Source organism: Klebsiella sp. WP3-W18-ESBL-02 (assembly GCF_014168815.1).
Classification (GTDB): Bacteria; Pseudomonadota; Gammaproteobacteria; order Enterobacterales; family Enterobacteriaceae; genus Kluyvera; species Kluyvera ascorbata_B.
On record NZ_AP021972.1, the window covers coordinates 1,956,622 to 1,973,837 of the forward strand.

The following is a 17,216-nucleotide window of genomic DNA, read 5'->3' on the forward strand; positions in this document are numbered from 1 at the left end:
CCCTGAGGGGGAAATATTCCCGAACGGAGGCATTATCGAGGCTAGAGGAGGGTAATGCGTGCTGAGTGGCTTATGGCTAGCTTTGTATTCGAAACAGCCCGCCGACGTACATGATGTGTCGTCGGCGGGCTGTGATTGTTGAGCAGAACACGACAGCCCCTTAATCGAGGCTGTGTTGCTTATCGCTGAGCGCAACCTGCGCACTGTTTATTCTGAATCTGCTGGAAGAAGTCGTTGCCTTTATCATCCACCAGGATAAAGGCCGGGAAGTTTTCGACTTCAATTTTCCAGATAGCTTCCATGCCCAGCTCAGGATAGGCCACGCATTCCAGACTCTTAATGCTGGTTTGCGCCAGTACCGCTGCCGGGCCGCCGATGCTGCCCAGGTAGAAACCGCCGTGTTTGTGGCAGGCGTCGGTCACCTGCTGGCTGCGGTTGCCTTTGGCCAGCATCACCATGCTTGCGCCGTGAGACTGAAGCAGATCGACATAGGAGTCCATACGGCCCGCGGTGGTTGGGCCCAGGGAGCCGGAGGCATAGCCTTCCGGTGTTTTCGCCGGACCCGCATAGTAGATCGGATGGTCTTTCACGTACTGCGGCAGGTCTTCGCCGTTATCGAGCAGTTCTTTAAGCTTCGCGTGTGCGATATCGCGGGCAACAATGATGGTGCCGTTAAGCGACAGGCGGGTAGACACAGGATGTGCAGAAAGCTGGGCTAAAATGTCGCTCATCGGCTGGTTGAGGTTAATGCTGACCGCATTGCCTTCACCTTGCTGGCGCAGCGCTTCCGGGATGTACTGCCCCGGATTGTGCTCCATTTTTTCAATCCAGATGCCGTCGCGGTTGATTTTCGCTTTGATATTACGGTCGGCAGAGCAGGAGACGCCCATGCCGATTGGGCAGGACGCGCCGTGACGCGGCAGACGAATCACGCGAATGTCGTGGGCAAAGTATTTGCCGCCAAACTGCGCGCCGAGGCCGAGGTTACGGGCTTCTTCCATCAGCTCTTGTTCCAGCTTCACGTCGCGAAACGCCTGACCGTGCTCGTTACCTTCGGTTGGTAAACCGTCGTAGTAGCGGGTGGAGGCCAGCTTGACGGTTTTCAGCGTGGATTCTGCGGACGTGCCGCCGATGACAAACGCAATGTGGTAGGGCGGGCAGGCTGCCGTGCCGAGGGTGCGCATTTTCTCGACGAGGTAGTTTTTCAGCTTCGCCGGGGTGATCAGCGCTTTGGTTTCCTGATACAGATAGGTTTTGTTGGCTGAGCCGCCGCCTTTGGCGATGCACAGGAATTTGTACTCGTCGCCGTCAACGCTGTAGAGGTCGATCTGCGCCGGCAGGTTGGTGCCGGTGTTGACTTCTTTATACATATCCAGCGCGGCATTCTGTGAATAGCGCAGGTTGTCTGAGATATAGGTGTTGTACACGCCCTGGGACAGCGCAGCTTCGTCGCCGCCGCCGGTCCAGACGCGCTGGCCTTTTTTGCCCATGATGATCGCGGTGCCGGTGTCCTGACAGGTTGGCAGAATACCTTTTGCGGCGATTTCGGAGTTGCGCAGGAACTGCAGCGCGACGTATTTATCGTTCTCGCTGGCTTCCGGGTCGTTAAGAATGGCGGCGACCTGTTTCTGGTGCGACGGGCGCAGCATAAACGCCGCGTCGTGGAACGCCTGTTGAGCCAGCAGGGTCAGCGCTTCGGGGGCAACTTTCAGCACTTCCTGGCCGTCAAATTCGGCCACGGAAACGTGTTCACGGCTCAGCAGGTAGTATTCGGTATCGTCGTGCGACAGCGGGAAGGGGTCCTGGTAGACAAAAGGTTTGTTTGACATAGCTCTTCACTCCATAAAAATAAAACCGCCGGAGGTTGCCCACCGACGGTTATGAATCAGAACATCATAGACATCCACGGGTAGCCGATAAGCAGCAGGGCCGCCAGGAAGATGCCGCCAAAGATGGTGCCGAGGCGCCAGTAATCTTTGGTTGGCAGGTAGCCGCTGCCGTAATAAATCGGGCTGGGGCCGGTACCGTACGGGGTGATGATCCCCATGATACCCAGCGAGGTCACCATCAGCAGCACGAAGACTTCCATATTCATGCCAGGGATCGTGGAGGCGATGGTCAGCATCGCAGGCAGCAGCGCGGTGGTGTGCGCGGTGGTGCTGGCAAACAGGTAATGCAGCAGGTAGAACGCCAGCAGCAGGACGATGGTCGCGACGCCCGGCGAGATGCCGCTCATCAGCATGCCGCCTTCTTTACCCAGCCAGCCGATAAAGCCGGTAGAGGAGAGACCGTCGGCCAGCGCGACGAGGGTGGCAAACCAGACAAAGGTGTTCCAGGCGGCTTTGTTGCCGGTAATGTCGTTCCACTCCAGTACGCCTGTCCACAGCATCAGGCCGATAATCAGCAGAGCGGCCATGGCCGGCTCAATCCACGCGGCGGCGAAGATCCACATCATCAGCGCACAGCATACGAAGACCAGCAGCAGAATTTCATTGCGTGACAGTTTGCCCAGTTTTTCCAGTTCACGAGAGGCCCACAGCGGCACTTCATCGTTAACCTTCACTTCCGGTGGGTAGAACCAGTAGGCCAGCAGCGGCATGGTGAGGATCAGCAGCACGCCCAGCGGCAGGAAGGCGATGAACCAGGTGCCCCAGGAAATGTTAATGCCGACGATACTTTTCACCAGCGCCAGCGCCAGCAGGTTAGGTGCCAGAGCGGACAAGAACATTGAGCTGGTGATACAGGCTGCGGTAATCGCCACCCACATCAGATAAGAACCAATTTTACGTGCGCTGGGATCGTTGGGTTTTGAACCGTACAGCGGCGGCAGGTTGGCGATAATCGGATAGATGGTCCCGCCGCTACGCGCGGTGTTGGACGGCGTGAACGGTGCCAGCAGCAGGTCTGCCAGGGTGATGGCATAACCAAGCGTCAGGCTGCGACGGCCAAGATATTTGACCAGAATCAGCGCCAGGCGGCGGCCGAAGCGGGTTTTATCATAGCCTGCGGCGAACATGAAGGCGCCGAAAATCAGCCATACGGTGGAGTTCCCGAAACCGCTGACCGCCCATTTAAAGGAGGCACCAGCAAGCTTGAATTTCGGATCGGCCAACTGGTCCGGGCTGAAAAGCACCCACTGGCTGCACAGTGCGATGGCGACCACGCCGGTCAAACCAATCACGGCACCCGGCAGCGGTTCGAAGATCAGGCCGACGATGACGCCGACGAAGATAGCGAAATAGTGCCAGGCGTACGGTGGCAGACCATCAGGCACGGGGACAAAGAGCAACAGCACGGCCACGATAATTGGCAGTGCCATCATCACGAGACGGTTTTTCTTCCCGTCTTTCGGTTTACTCACCGGTGTTGGCGAGGGCGATGTCGCAGATTTCTCGTTCATATTACGCTTCTATAAGTAGTTAATAATTCGATTCGCAAAAACTGCCGCTCTGCTTTTTTTAGTTTTTTTACTTTATTTAGATTTCAAAAGTACTGCAGGCAATTTTGAGTATAGGTCGTTAGCGCTATTTTATTTAGCGCCAGCGTGAAAAATTCTTATATTCATATAATGCGCTTTTGAAGGCCATTACAATTGATCGCGATCAAAAAAAGACAATCATGGTGTTATTTTTATGCGAATCAAAATAACCCTGTTGAATTATAGGTTATTTGACGGGTAAAACATATTTAATGGTTTATTTTTAAGGTGAATTAATGATGTTTTTATAATTTAACTCGTTGAGTTTAGGTGTTTTTATTTAGATGCGCCACTGGTTTGTCCACTGGTTTTTAAGTTATGTGTTTATTGATATTTATTAAAAAATTGTGAATAAAATATAATTTAATTAGTAACACTATGGGGGTATTGGTGTTATTAGTGGGATTAAATAGTTTTATAACTAACGTAATAGCTTTAGTAACTAAAATTATCGCTATATTAATAGCATGATATCGGCATAACAAATAACTCAAATACAGCCCGATCCCGAATTCTGAGATTTTAATTTTAAAGTTTGGAGTTTACTCGTATGAACAACGATCATCGCGTACTTAGCGCTTTTACCTTGCCGAACGGCACCGAGCTGAAAAACCGCCTGTTTATGGCACCCATGACGACCTGCTCGGGTTATTACGACGGTTCTGTCAGCAGCGAACTGATTGAGTACTACCGCGCCCGCGCCGGACGTATCGGTACCATCATCGTCGAGTGCTGCTTTGTGGACGATTTGGGGCTGGCGTTCCCGGGTGCGCTCGGCATCGACAGCGACGACAAAATTGCCGGGCTGGCAAAGATTGCTGAAGCGATCAAATCCAAAGGTTCGAAAGCGCTGCTGCAAATCTACCACGGCGGTCGCATGGTCGATCCGAAACTGATCGGCGGTCGTACGCCGGTGGGCCCTAGCGCCGTGGCCGCGCCGCGTGAGGGGGCCGCCACGCCGGTCGCGCTGACGGCGCAAGAAGTGGAAAGCATGATCGGTAAATTTGGCGACGCCGTTCGCCGCGCCATTCAGGCCGGTTTCGACGGCGTAGAATTGCACGGTGCCAATACCTATTTGATCCAACAGTTTTACTCGCCGAACTCCAACCAGCGCGATGATGAATGGGGCGGTAGCCGCGACAATCGCGCGAAGTTCCCGCTGGCGGTGCTCGACATCACCCACAAAATGGTCCGTCAGTACGCCGACGATGCCTTTATCATTGGCTATCGTTTCTCGCCGGAAGAAATGGAAGTGCCGGGGATCCGCTTTGAAGATACGCTGTATCTGCTGGAAAAACTGGCCGCCCGTGGTCTGGACTACCTGCACTTCTCCGTCGGCGCCACTCTGCGCCCGTCGATTGTTGAAACCAACGACCCCACCCCGCTGATTGAAAAATATGTTGCGATGCGTTCAGAAACGCTGGCGCAGGTGCCGGTGATGGGCGTAGGCGGCGTGGTGAATGCGAGTGACGTTGATAGCGCCATGGACCACGGTTACGACCTCGTTGCCGTCGGCCGCGCCTGCATTGCCTATCCAGACTGGGCCGACCGTATTGCCGATGACCAGATGCTGGATCTGTTTATTGATAGCACCCAGCGCGAAGCGCTGAATATCCCGGAACCGCTGTGGCGCTTCTCGCTGGTTGAAGCGATGATCCGTGATATGAGTATGACGGTTTCCAAATTTAAACCGGGCGTATTCGTGGAAAAAGTACAGGATGAAGCCGGCGAACTGGTGATTAACGTTAGCCTGGAAACCGACCGTATTGCCGATATCGAACTGACCGGCGGTGTCGATCAGGACGTTGAATTCGTGACCAGCTTTGAAGAGATCCGTTCGCGTATTCTTGATGCCAATACCCCGCACGTCGACGCTATTTCGGGCGCGACCAGCCAGAGCGAAGCGGTGAAAAAAGCCGTCTCGAAAGCGATGGTGAAATCCAGCAAAGCGCTGATGGCGGAAGAGGGGGGCGACAACGCAACGCCGAAAGCCTATGACGTTGTGGTGGTCGGCAGCGGCGGCGCTGGCCTCGCGGCGGCAATTCAGGCGCATGACGACGGCGCAAGCGTGTTGATTGTCGAAAAAATGCCGACTATTGGCGGGAATACCATCAAAGCGTCTGCCGGGATGAACGCGGCGGAAACCCGCTTCCAGCGCGTGAAAGGCATTCAGGACAGCAAGGCGCTGTTCTACGCAGAAACGCTGAAAGGCGGCAAAAACAAAAACAACCCAGCGCTGCTGCACCGCTTTGTCGAAAACGCGCCGCAGGCGATCGAGTGGCTGGCCGACCGTGGCATCATGCTGAACGATATTACCACCACCGGCGGTATGAGCATTGACCGTACTCACCGTCCGAAAGACGGTTCAGCCGTTGGCGGCTATCTCATCAGCGGTCTTGTGCGTAACGTCACAAAACGCCAGATTGACGTCATGCTCGACACTTCGGTGGTCGATATTGTGATGGACGGCGGTGAAGTTTCAGCGGTGCGTCTGCTGACCGATGAGCAGGAAAACATCACCATTGCAACGCGCAGCATTATCGTGGCGACCGGCGGCTTCAGCGCCAATAGCGAGATGGTAGTGAAATACCGTCCGGATCTGGCGGGCTTCGTGACCACCAACCACAAAGGTGCGACCGGCGGCGGTATTGCGCTGCTGGAACGCATCGGCGCGGGTACGGTGGATATGGGTGAAATCCAGATTCACCCGACGGTAGAGCAAAAAACGTCTTACCTGGTGTCTGAATCCATCCGCGGCGGCGGCGCTATCCTGGTCAATCAGAAAGGGAGCCGTTTCTTTAATGAGATGGAAACACGCGATAAAGTCTCGGCGGCCATTATCGCGCTGCCGGAGCACTACGCGTATATCGTCTTTGATGAACACGTCCGCACCAAAAACAAAGCGGCAGACGAATACATCGCCAAAGGCCTGGTCACCAGCGCCAGTACCGCCGCCGAGCTGGCCGCGAAGCTGGGATTAGACGAGGCGACGTTCCTCGACACGCTGACCCGCTATAACGCAGCGGTAGAAAAACAGGATGATGAAGAGTTTGGCCGTAAAACTGCGCTGCGTGCGCCAATCAATGAAGGGCCGTTCCACGCCATTCAGATTGCACCGGGCGTTCACCACACGATGGGCGGCGTCACCATCAACACTGAAACCAGCGTATTGAACGTGAACAAACAGGTGATTCCTGGCGCGTTCGCGGCGGGTGAAGTGGTTGGCGGTATTCACGGTGGTAACCGCATTGGCGGAAACGCCGTCGCTGATATTATTATTTTTGGCACACTCGCCGGCCATCAGGCCGCGATGCGTGCGCAGCAGCAGCCTTGGGCGATGCTTGAATCCGCATAATTAACGGATGGCAGAGTCCCGTAGCCCGGCCGAGCGCAGCGACGCCGGGCTATTTCAACTTACATGAAGGGGGATTGGGATGTCAGACAGTACCCGGGTTTACAGCTATTCCGCCGTTCTGATGGGCTCGCCCATTCTGCTAAAACTCTTCGCCCACGACGAGGCGCTGGCCTCCCGCGTTTTTCGCCTGATCAAACAATACGAAGATTTACTTACCGTAAACCGCGCCCAGTCGCAGGTGATGGACATTAACCACGCCGCCGGCCAGCATGCGGTGGCCGTCAGCAGCCCGGTCTACGCCCTGATCAAATGCGCCAAAGCCGCCAGTCTGCTGCCGCAGAGCGCGTTTAATCTGGCCATTGGGCCGCTGGTCAAACGCTGGCGTATCGGGTTTCGTGGGGATAGCGTGCCGCCGGCGGACGAAATCGCGCGTTTGCTGACGTTAACCGACCCCAGGCAAGTTGTCCTTAACGATGCGGATGAGAGCGTCTATCTGACGCAGCCGGGCATGGAGATTGACCTTGGCGCAATCGCTAAAGGCTACATCGCCGACCGCGTGCGCGACTATCTGCATAAAGAAGGCATCGCGCAGGGGTTAATCAACCTTGGCGGCAACGTACAGACGCTGGGTTCACCGGAAGGCGGTTGGTCCATCGGCCTAAAAAAACCGTTTTCCACTGCTGGCGCGATGATTGGTGCACTCGAGGTGGCGAATAAATCAGTGGTGACGTCCGGCGTGTATGAACGTTTTTTTGAGCATAATGGCCATCTCTATCATCATATCCTCGACCCGCGCACCGGCTATCCGCTGGATAACGAACTCGACAGCGTGACCATCATCAGCAGCGATTCTATCGACGGCGATATCTGGACCACGCTGATGTACGGTATGGGGGTGGAGAAAGGCTGCGCGGCCCTGCGAGCAAGGCCGGATATTGAAGCCATTTTCGTCACCAGAACGAAAGAGGTGGTGCTGTCGTCAGCCCACCACTATCGTTTTACGCTGCTGGACAGCGAGTATCGCCTTACTGGCAGTACTGTTTAAGCAGCGCCGACTGTTCCGGCTGCAACCGATAGCGGTAGACCGGGCGGCCGGTGGCGCCATAGTGAATGCTGGTGAAGAGAATATTGATTTGTGCAAGCCAAATCAGATATTTACGACACGATACGCGTGAGATATTCACCGCTTGCGCCAGATCGTCGGTGGAAAACTCGGTCTCAGGGTGGGCGTCAATCCACTGGCACAGGGTACGCAGCGTTTGCGGCGTTAACCCTTTCGGCAGCCGCTTGCTGTCCGCCAACTCCGGCGATTCGCCGTGTAGCAGACGGTCGACATCGGCCTGCTCATAGTACGCGTGGCTCCCCATCAACTGCTTTTTCTCACGCCAGCTCAGCAGCGCTTCTTCAAAGCGCGGAAACTGGAAAGGCTTAATCAGATAATCGACGACGCCATAGCGCAGCGACGTCTGAACGGTGGCGGCGTCGGAGGCGGAGGAGATCATGATAACGTCAATCGCTCGCCCGGCGTTGCGCACTTCCGGCAGCAGATCCAGCCCGTTGTCCTGCTGCATGTAGACGTCCAGCAGAATCAGGTCGATGGCGAGCGTGGCGTCCATGATCTTCTCGCGCGCCTGCTGGAGCGTAGAGGCGATACCGCAGCAGGCAAAGCCGTCAACCCTCTCGATATAGCAACGGTTCAGATCGGCCACCATGGCATCATCATCGACTATTAACACATTAATCACGCGCTGTTCCTCTCGCTGTCCCACGGAATATGTACAAAAAATTGCGTAAACACGCCAGGCTCCGATTCGACGGAAAGCGTTCCGCCGAGGTTTTCCGTCTGCTGGCGGGCCAGAAATAGCCCGACGCCGCGGTTCTCGCCCTTGGTTGAAAATCCTTTATTGAATATCGCATCGATCTGCGCGGGTTCTATGCCCGGGCCATCATCGCTCACTTCGCCGCTAAGCCAGCCGTTCTGGTAGTGTAGCAGCAGGCTGATTTCGCCTTCGCCCAGGCCTGCCATCGCGTCAAGAGCGTTCTCTATCAGATTGCCGAGTACCGTCACCAGCACCGCGACTTGCTCTTCGTTCGGGTTATCCGGTACCAGGCTTTCATCGGCGAGCGTCAGGGTGATGCCTGCATCACCCGCGCGATTCATTTTACCCAGCAGGAAACCGGCAATAATTGGTGATTTGATCTTATGCTGCAGCGTGCCGATATCCGCCTGGTAGTTCTGCGCGGTTTGCAGAACATACCCTTCAAGCTTGTCGTAGCGCTTCATATGCAGCAGCCCAAGGATCACGTGGAGTTTATTCATAAACTCGTGAGAATGGGTGCGCAGCGCGTCAATGTAGTTGACCAGCCCGTCCATGCGCTGCATCAGCTGGCTGATTTCGGTTTTGTCGCGGAAGGTACTGATGGCGCCAATCACCCGCTTGTTATTGCGCACTGGCACGGTATTGCACAGCAGCAGTCGGCCATTGCAGCCAATCTCACGGTCGGCGATGGCCGTACCGCTAGCGAGAACGTCTTTAAGATGAGCCAGCAGCGGGGCATGCTGAGCAGCGCCCAGCGCGACGGCCTGCGGTGAAAAAAGAATGTGCCGCGCGGCCTGGTTAATCATTGTTACCCGGCCCTTTGCATCCACGGCGATAACCCCTTCGCGCAGCGATTGCAGCATCGCCTGGCGCTGTTCGAAGAGGCTCGAAATCTCGTGAGGTTCCAGGCCAAACAGGATGTTTTTGAGCACCCGCACCAGTCCCCAGATGCCCAGCGTGCCGACCACGGCGCTGAAGAGCACAAACCAGATGGCGTTCCAGCGTGCCGCGCCGATCTGTTCATCCACTTTTTTAAGCGAGATACCGACGATGGCGACGCCAATTTGCTGCTGGCGATCGTTATAAATGGGCGTAAAGACGCGCATGGCTTCCGCCAGAACACCGTGGTTAATCGACAGGTTTTCTTTGCCTTTTAACGCGGGCTGCAGATCGGCACCGATAAAGTGCTGACCAATGAGCTGCGGGTTAGGATGCGAGTAGCGCACGGCGTCCATATTGGTGATCACCGCGTAAAGCAGCCCGTTGCGCTGCTGCACGGCGGTAGCGATGGGCTGAATAATATTCTGTCCCGGCGGCGCGTTAAGCCCGCGCTTGATATCCGGCGAGTCGGCAAGCGTACGGGCAATTGCAAAGGCGGTATCTTCCACACCGGTGCGCGTTGCTTTAGTGATTTGCACGAAATAGAAGGCGTATACCACCAGCAGGACGCAAACAATAACGCTGCATACCATTAGCGTCACCAGCGTGCTGAGCTTTATGGGGCGCTTTTCCTGAGGCGGCGGTTGCGGCATATCGTGCATGAAAACCTTCAATTATCAACGGCAAAAACCTATTATCGCCGATGTAAACCATTTCATAAAGCCGTCGCGTCCTGACAATTTCAAACCTTTCTTTGTGACCGCTCTCGCAGCGTTTTCCATACGAAACACTTTAGTATTGCTGAAGAACCCATAATAAGGAGCCCATTTATGAGCATGAAGCTTGCCGGTTCACTCATCGAAAGACGCAGTTCAACAACGGCTGAGATTGACCGACTGTCTACCCGCGATATGCTAAATCTTATTAATCAAGAAGATAAGCTGGTTACTGAGGCCGTTACCCCTTGCCTTGACGATATTACTCGTCTGGTCGACCGGGCGGTGGTGACCCTGGGCCAGGGCGGCCGGGTGGTGCTGATAGGCGCCGGCGCTTCCGGGCGCAATGCGGTGCTGGCCGCTGGCGAATATGCGCCGGATGAGCAACACCCGCTGGTGGGGCTGATTGCCGGCGGCGCGCTGGCGATGCTTCACGATATGCGCGATGCCGCACAGGACTATAACCGTGGCGTGCTGGATCTCCAGGCGATCGGCTTTACGCAAAAGGATATGCTGATTGCGCTGACCGTTGGCGGCAAAACGCCATGGCTGTGGGGGGCGATGCGCCACGCCTGGTCGCTGGGGGCGACAAGGGCGGCGATCACCCGTAATCCGCAGAGTGAGGCTACGGAGCTGGCGGATATCGTGATTGCGCCGCAAACCGGGTCCGAGGTGGTGGCCGGTTACGGCAATCCGAAAGCCATTTTGGCGCAGAAAATGGTGCTCAATATGCTGACCACCGGACTGGCCGTGCGTACCGGGCGGGTGTATAGCAATATGCGTGTGGATATTCGCAATAACACAACCCAAATGGCGGAACGACAGATAGCGATTGTGATGGCGGCGGGCGGCTGTACGCGCACGGTGGCAAAAGCGGCGCTGGAAAGCTGCGACCACAACTGCAAGACGGCGGTGCTGATGGTGCTGACGGGAATGGATGCCTGGAAGGCGCATGCGCTGCTGGCGCAAAATAACGGTTTTGTGCGCGTGGCGCTGCAGGAAGCGCCGTAAACCATAAAGAAGAAAAGCCCGCGTAATGCGGGCTTTGTTTTGGCATTCAATTAGAACTGGTAGGTCATGCCCACGCCGACGATGTCGTCGGTAGAGATGCCGTTCGCGCTATAGAACTGAGCATCTGCATCCAGCAGGTTGATTTTGTAATCAACGTAGGTGGAGAAGTTCTTGTTGAAGGAGTAGGTTGCGCCCAGATCGATGTAGTTCACCAGATCCTGATCGGTCAGGTAAGAACCATTGCTGTTAGTGTGCACGCCAACGTCAACGCCTTTGGAATAGACCCATGCCAGGGACGGGCGCAGACCGAAGTCGAACTGGTACTGTGCTGTCACTTCGAAGTTCTGCGTTTTGTTGGCGATACCGTCGTCACCAAACGGCGTCATGTTGCGGGTTTCTGCGTACATCATCGCCAGGTAGACGTTGTTGGCATCGTATTTCGCACCGATGGTCCAGACGTCAGCTTTATCGCCGCCTGCAGTTACGCTGCCATTTTGGCCATTTCCATAGCGATTGTAAACGCCGCGGTAGGCAACCTGATCGTTACTACGGTCAGAGATGCCGTAGGCTGCGCCAACGCTTAAGCCTTCCAGCGCCGGGACGGCGTTGCTGAAATCAAAGGTGGTAGACATGCTGTAGCCGTCGCCGTTCTGGAAACGAACGTCATTATGGCCATTTTTGGTGCCTTCCTGATGATTGGAGCCCGATTCGTTCGCACCCTGGTATTGCAGCGCGAAGTTCCAGCCGTCAACCAGACCGAAGAAGTCGCTGTTGCGATAGGTGGCAACACCGTTGGTACGGCCAACCATAAAGTTATCGGTCCAGGTGTAGGAATCGCCGCCGAATACCGGCAGCATGTCGGTCCAGCCTTCAATATCGTATACGGAGCCGTAGTTACGGCCGTAATCAAAAGAGCCAAAGTTAGCAAACTTCAGGCCGGCAAACGCCAGGCGGTTGAAGGATTTATCGCCGGCACCTTCGGTGTCGTTGGCGTAGGTTTTGTATTCCCACTGGCCGTAGCCAATCAGATCGTTGGTGATCTGGGATTCACCTTTGAAACCGATCTGTGCGTAGGTTTCATCGCCGTCATCGCCAGCATTGTCAGAGAAAGTATGGCGCGCATCCACTTTGCCATACAGGTCAACTTTGTTGCCGCCTTTATTATACATTTCTGCTGCATTTACGGCGCCCGCCATTAATAAAGCAGGAACCAGCAGTGCCAGTGCTTTCATTTTCATTATATTTTCCTTTGCATGATAACGCATGTGAATATAGTAACGTCATCCGGCGTTACGAGTTTGAATACTATATGCGGAGTTCAATTTATCTCACGATATAAATGTAATAAAGTTATATTAAATATTTCAAAATATTTCTTTTATTAACTTGATTATATTAATCCGCATTTGATATTTAAAATATCCATGTTATTCAGTTTGTTATTTGTGTTTTATATGCTTTGCGGGGGTGTGTATTGAGGAGGTTTATAATTATTCTTAGGGCGAAAAAAATCCCGACTGCACTGGCATACAGTCGGGAAGGTCATAAATATAAAACTTGATGCATAAACAAAAGGCTAATAACGGGAAGGATAATGACATGCCAAAAATAAAAAAGAAAGAACCCTGGTGATATTTTTAATATTACTATAATGAATTAAATAAATTTAATTAAATATTATTTTGTATAAATAAAGACGGTGATGCGTGCGCTGAAATTTTCCACAAAATAGCCCTTCTCACGAAAGGCACGAATAATGCGGCCTGCGAGAATACGCTCGCCGATAGGGCGAAAGGTCATGAGTAAACTTAACGGAGATCAAAACAGCGCCACTTCGTCACCAGGACGATGCACGGGAGACTATCTCACGGCACTTAAATTGCTATAATGTGATTTACGTCACACCATTGGCGTGGCGGTTGTTTGAACGATTGGCGTGATGAGAGTGTTTTTATGGAAGATCGGATTGACCGCGGTCCAGGAGGCAAACTGGCGCTGTGGGTCTTTTACGCGTTTTGCGGCTATTTTGTCTGGGCCATGGGCCACTACATTTGGGTGATCAGCGATGTGCAGAGCATCCCTGGGGCAACCATTGACGGTGAAATTGGCTCAACCAGCGGTAAATGGCTTGGCGCACTGCTGGGATTCTTGGTTCTGAGTATCGTCGGCGGCCTGCTGGGAGGGATTGCGTGGTACACGCGTCCGCGCCAGGTTGGGCAGGAAGACGGCCTGTAAACTTGCTATGCTGAGGGGCACGTGTTCACTCAGGCAAATTGAAAATGGATTTAACCGCATGGCAGCAGGACGTTGAGTTCTGGTTTGAAACCCACGAGTTTAGCGGCGATGCCGCGCATGATATTGCCCATGTTCGCCGCGTCTGGCACACCGCGCAGCAGATAGCGCGGGGGCAACCGGCGGATCTGCTCGTCATTCTGCTGGCCAGTTATTTTCACGATCTGGTCAGCCTGCCCAAAAACCATCCGGATCTCGCCCGCGCCTCACAGCTGGCGGCGCAGCAAACGATCGCTATCCTTCAGCGCGATTTCCCGCATTTCCCTCCTGAACGCTACGCCGCCGTTGCCCACGCGATTGCGGCGCACAGCTTCAGCGCCAACGTGCCGCCACAAACCCTTGAAGCACGTATTGTGCAGGATGCCGATCGGCTTGAGGCGTTGGGGGCCATTGGGCTAGCGCGGGTGTTTGCGGTTGCCGGTGCGATGAATACTGCGCTGTTTGACGCCGCAGACCCGTTTGCCGACCGCCGCGGGCTGGATGATAAAGCCTTCGCGCTGGATCATTTTCAGACCAAGCTGCTGCGTCTGCCGGCCACGATGCAGACAGAGAAAGGGCGCGAAATGGCGCAGCAAAACGCCGATTTTCTGGTGCATTTTATGGCGAAATTAAGCGCCGAGCTGGCGGGGGAACCGCAGCGTCTGGATACAGAGATACTGCGGCGATTCGCGCCACAAGAATCTGCCAAACTGTGATAATCTCGATTTTATTGGCGATTTCCTTTTTCTTTTTCTGTATCTGGTCAAATTTATGCAACAACGAGTCTTATCACACGAAGCCGCGCCGCTCGATGAGCCGGATGCTCAGGCGCTGCTGCAGCATATTCTGGAGATTTACGATCTTAAGACCGTTGTCGCCGAGCTTGCCGCGGTTGGCGAGCAGCACTGGAGCCCGGCTATTGTTAAGCGCGTCGTCACGCTCGGGCGGGCCAATACTCGGTTGAGTGAAAATGAGCGTGCGCACCTGGCTTCTCTGCTACCGAAGCCGCCGGCGCATCATCCGCACTACGCTTTCCGCTTCGTCGACCTGTTTGCCGGTATTGGCGGGATCCGCAGCGGCTTTGAAGCCATCGGCGGTCAGTGCGTCTTCACCAGCGAGTGGAATAAGCACGCGGTGCGCACCTATAAAGCCAACTGGTATTGCGATCCGCAGGCACACCGTTTTAACGCTGACATTCGTGACGTCACCCTCAGCGGGCGTGCCGAGGTGAGCGACGCCGAAGCGCAGGCGCATATCCGCGACTGTATCCCGCAGCATGACGTACTGCTGGCGGGCTTTCCCTGCCAGCCGTTTTCACTCGCTGGCGTGTCGAAAAAGAACGCCATGGGGCGCGCGCACGGGTTCGCCTGCGATACGCAGGGAACGCTGTTTTTCGACGTGGTGCGGATCATTGACGCCCGTCGGCCGCCTATTTTTGTGCTGGAAAACGTCAAGAACCTGAAAAGCCACGACAACGGCAAAACCTTCCGTATTATTATGCAGACCCTTGATGAACTGGGCTATGAAGTGGCCGATGCGGCGGACATGGGAGCTGACGATCCGAAAATTATCGACGGTCAGCATTTTCTGCCGCAGCACCGCGAACGCATTGTGCTGGTGGGTTTCCGTCGGGATTCCGCGCTGCATCACGGATTTACCCTGCGCGATATTCCGGCGCTCTACCCGCAGCGACGCCCCACCTTTGGTGAACTGCTTGAGCCGAACGTCGACGCCAAGTTTATTTTGACCCCGGTACTGTGGAAATACCTCTATCGCTATGCCCGCAAACATCAGGAAAAGGGCAACGGTTTTGGCTACGGGATGGTGGACCCGACGCGGGCGACGAGCGTTGCGCGAACGCTGTCGGCGCGCTATTACAAGGACGGTGCCGAGATCCTTATCGATCGTGGCTGGGACCGCGAGCTGGGCGAGAAACACTTTGACGATCCGCACAACCAACAGCATCGCCCGCGACGCCTGACGCCGCGTGAATGCGCTCGGTTGATGGGCTTTGAATCGCCGCAGGGTTACCGTTTCCGTATTCCGGTGTCGGACACTCAGGCCTACCGTCAGTTTGGCAATTCGGTCATTGTTCCCGTTTTTGCCGCCGTCGCCAGGCTGCTGGAGTCGCGTATTTTACAGGCCGTAGAGCAGCGCAAGGTGGAAACAGCCGATGGCGGACGTTCACGATAAGGCCACCCGCAGTAAAAATATGCGCGCCATCCGCGCGCAGAATACGGCTATTGAAAAACGGCTGGCAGGCCTGCTGGAGGGACTGGGCCTGTCCTATCAACCCCAGGATACGAGCCTGCCGGGTCGGCCTGATTTTTCACTGGCTGCGTATCGCTGCGTCATCTTTACCCACGGCTGCTTCTGGCACCATCACGATTGTTATCTATTTACGCTGCCGGCGACCCGAACTGATTTCTGGCGACAGAAAATCGACGCCAACGCGACTCGAGACCTGCGCGATAGAGCAAGGCTGGCGGCGCTGGGGTGGCGGGTGATGGTGGTGTGGGAGTGTGCGCTGCGTGGCCGACACAAGCTTACCGACGACGCGCTCTCTGAAAGGCTGGAGGAATGGATCTGCGGCGGCGAAGGCTGCGCGCAGATCGGTATTCAGGGAATGAAGAGCGTCGACGTTACTTCTCTGCCGGGCAGGGCGTAACCGTCGCTTTTGCCGGGAACAGATATTTACCCAGCGTAACCAGCACGACCGCGGCAATAATAATCGCCAGCGCCAGCCATTCGGTGCCGGAGAGATGTTCGCCGTTGAAGCCGGTACCAAGCAGTACGGCGACCACCGGGTTGACGTAGGCATAGCTGGTGGCCACCGCAGGCGTTACGTTGCGAATCAGGTACATATAGGCATTAATCGCAATGATGGAGCCGAAAATGGACAGATAGCCCACCGCGAGGAAACCGTGCAGGCTCGGCAGCGTGGTCAAGCGTTCACCGCTGAGCACCGAGGCGAGCATCAGCACAATGCCGGCCGCCAGCATCTCCACGGCACCGGCCATCATGCCGGTCGGCAGCGTAATGCGTGAGCCGTAAACCGAACCGAATGCCCAGCTCAGAGAACCAATCAGAATCAGCAGCGCGCCCCACGGGTTGCCGCTCAGGTTGCCGCCGCTGTTCAGCAGGACGATGCCCGCCAGACCGATAGCAATTCCCAGCCACTCCAGTTTACGGGTGGCGATACCAAAAAAACGGCTGAAGCACAGGGTAAACAGCGGCACCGTTGCCACCATTACGGCGGCAATGCCGGAGGGAACGTGCTGGTGTTCGGCGACCGTTACCATACCGTTACCCACGGCCAGCAGCAGCACGCCTATCAGCGCCGCGTTCAGCAGCGGTCCGCGCGCCGGTAAACGGTGCCCGGTGGCCAGCAGGTACGCCATCAGCAGCACGCCCGCCGCCAGAAAACGCACGCCTGCCATCATTAGCGGAGGCCAACTGGCCACCCCAATGCTGATGGCAAAGTAGGTTGACCCCCAAATGATATACAGCGCAAACAGCGCGCCGACCAGCGGTAACAGGTGATTAAAACGCATACTTCCTCACGGCAAAATAGCAAGCAGGCTGATAGTAAACGCCAAAACGACCGTGCTGGCGAGTGCTTTAATTAAGGGCTTGATGTTATATTTGTGTTGCAAATATGTATCTCTTACCTCCGTCGCCATTTT

13 protein-coding genes are annotated in these 17,216 nt (G+C 55.3%); 7 read left to right on the forward strand and 6 right to left on the reverse strand.

The window, feature by feature from the left end:
• Positions 1 to 179: 179 nt before the first annotated feature.
• Both fumA and H7R56_RS09165 read right to left on the reverse strand, forming a co-directional pair.
• Positions 180 to 1,829: a class I fumarate hydratase FumA gene (fumA, locus tag H7R56_RS09160; RefSeq protein WP_106929993.1), complete on the reverse strand. Its 1,650-nt coding sequence runs from the start codon at positions 1,827 to 1,829 to the stop codon at positions 180 to 182.
• A 56-nt stretch (positions 1,830 to 1,885) separates the two neighbouring features.
• Entirely contained in the window at positions 1,886 to 3,400 is a 1,515-nt protein-coding gene (locus H7R56_RS09165) for an anion permease (RefSeq protein WP_187143850.1), read from the reverse strand.
• Positions 3,401 to 4,028: 628 nt separating this feature from the next.
• On the opposite strand from H7R56_RS09165, the gene H7R56_RS09170 reads away from it, so the two are divergent.
• Both H7R56_RS09170 and H7R56_RS09175 read left to right on the forward strand, forming a co-directional pair.
• Entirely contained in the window at positions 4,029 to 6,833 is a 2,805-nt protein-coding gene (locus tag H7R56_RS09170) for a flavocytochrome c (RefSeq protein ID WP_106929991.1), read from the forward strand.
• A 79-nt stretch (positions 6,834 to 6,912) separates the two neighbouring features.
• The gene (locus H7R56_RS09175; RefSeq protein ID WP_106929989.1) at positions 6,913 to 7,878 is read left to right on the forward strand and encodes an FAD:protein FMN transferase; all 966 of its coding nucleotides are present in this window, start codon (positions 6,913 to 6,915) and stop codon (positions 7,876 to 7,878) included.
• On the opposite strand, the gene dcuR is transcribed toward H7R56_RS09175, so the two are convergent.
• Both dcuR and H7R56_RS09185 read right to left on the reverse strand, forming a co-directional pair.
• A complete protein-coding gene (dcuR, locus tag H7R56_RS09180) occupies positions 7,859 to 8,578 on the reverse strand; it encodes a two-component system response regulator DcuR (RefSeq protein ID WP_182928585.1) in 720 nt (239 codons plus the stop codon). The two genes, H7R56_RS09175 and dcuR, sit on opposite strands and share 20 nt — an antisense overlap.
• The gene (locus tag H7R56_RS09185) at positions 8,575 to 10,194 is read right to left on the reverse strand and encodes a sensor histidine kinase (protein ID WP_106929985.1); all 1,620 of its coding nucleotides are present in this window, start codon (positions 10,192 to 10,194) and stop codon (positions 8,575 to 8,577) included. Before H7R56_RS09185 ends, dcuR begins: the two co-directional genes overlap by 4 nt.
• A gap of 168 nt (positions 10,195 to 10,362) precedes the next feature.
• Here H7R56_RS09185 and H7R56_RS09190 point away from each other — a divergent pair, with 168 nt between their 5' ends.
• Complete coding sequence (locus H7R56_RS09190; RefSeq protein ID WP_106929983.1) at positions 10,363 to 11,259, forward strand: N-acetylmuramic acid 6-phosphate etherase; 897 nt, start codon at positions 10,363 to 10,365, stop codon at positions 11,257 to 11,259.
• Between the two features lie 50 nt (positions 11,260 to 11,309).
• On the opposite strand, the gene ompC is transcribed toward H7R56_RS09190, so the two are convergent.
• Positions 11,310 to 12,497 carry a porin OmpC gene (gene ompC, locus H7R56_RS09195; RefSeq protein WP_106929981.1) on the reverse strand — a complete coding sequence of 396 codons (1,188 nt, stop codon included), beginning with the start codon at positions 12,495 to 12,497 and terminating at the stop codon, positions 11,310 to 11,312.
• A 715-nt stretch (positions 12,498 to 13,212) separates the two neighbouring features.
• Between ompC and drpB the strand changes: the two genes are divergently transcribed.
• Genes drpB through H7R56_RS09215 form a run of 4 tightly spaced genes read left to right on the forward strand, consistent with a single transcriptional unit; the run spans position 13,213 to position 16,198 of the window.
• Positions 13,213 to 13,494 (forward strand): cell division protein DrpB, encoded by a 282-nt coding sequence (drpB, locus tag H7R56_RS09200; RefSeq protein ID WP_106929979.1) that lies wholly within the window; start codon positions 13,213 to 13,215, stop codon positions 13,492 to 13,494.
• Positions 13,495 to 13,538: 44 nt separating this feature from the next.
• Positions 13,539 to 14,246 (forward strand): phosphohydrolase, encoded by a 708-nt coding sequence (locus H7R56_RS09205; RefSeq protein ID WP_106929977.1) that lies wholly within the window; start codon positions 13,539 to 13,541, stop codon positions 14,244 to 14,246.
• 55 nt (positions 14,247 to 14,301) lie between these two features.
• Entirely contained in the window at positions 14,302 to 15,723 is a 1,422-nt protein-coding gene (locus H7R56_RS09210; RefSeq protein WP_106929975.1) for a DNA cytosine methyltransferase, read from the forward strand.
• A complete protein-coding gene (locus H7R56_RS09215; protein ID WP_106929973.1) occupies positions 15,704 to 16,198 on the forward strand; it encodes a very short patch repair endonuclease in 495 nt (164 codons plus the stop codon). Before H7R56_RS09210 ends, H7R56_RS09215 begins: the two co-directional genes overlap by 20 nt.
• On the opposite strand, the gene yedA is transcribed toward H7R56_RS09215, so the two are convergent.
• Positions 16,173 to 17,084, reverse strand: a complete 912-nt coding sequence (gene yedA, locus H7R56_RS09220; RefSeq protein ID WP_106929971.1) for a drug/metabolite exporter YedA — start codon at positions 17,082 to 17,084, stop codon at positions 16,173 to 16,175. The two genes, H7R56_RS09215 and yedA, sit on opposite strands and share 26 nt — an antisense overlap.
• Positions 17,085 to 17,216 lie beyond the last annotated feature (132 nt).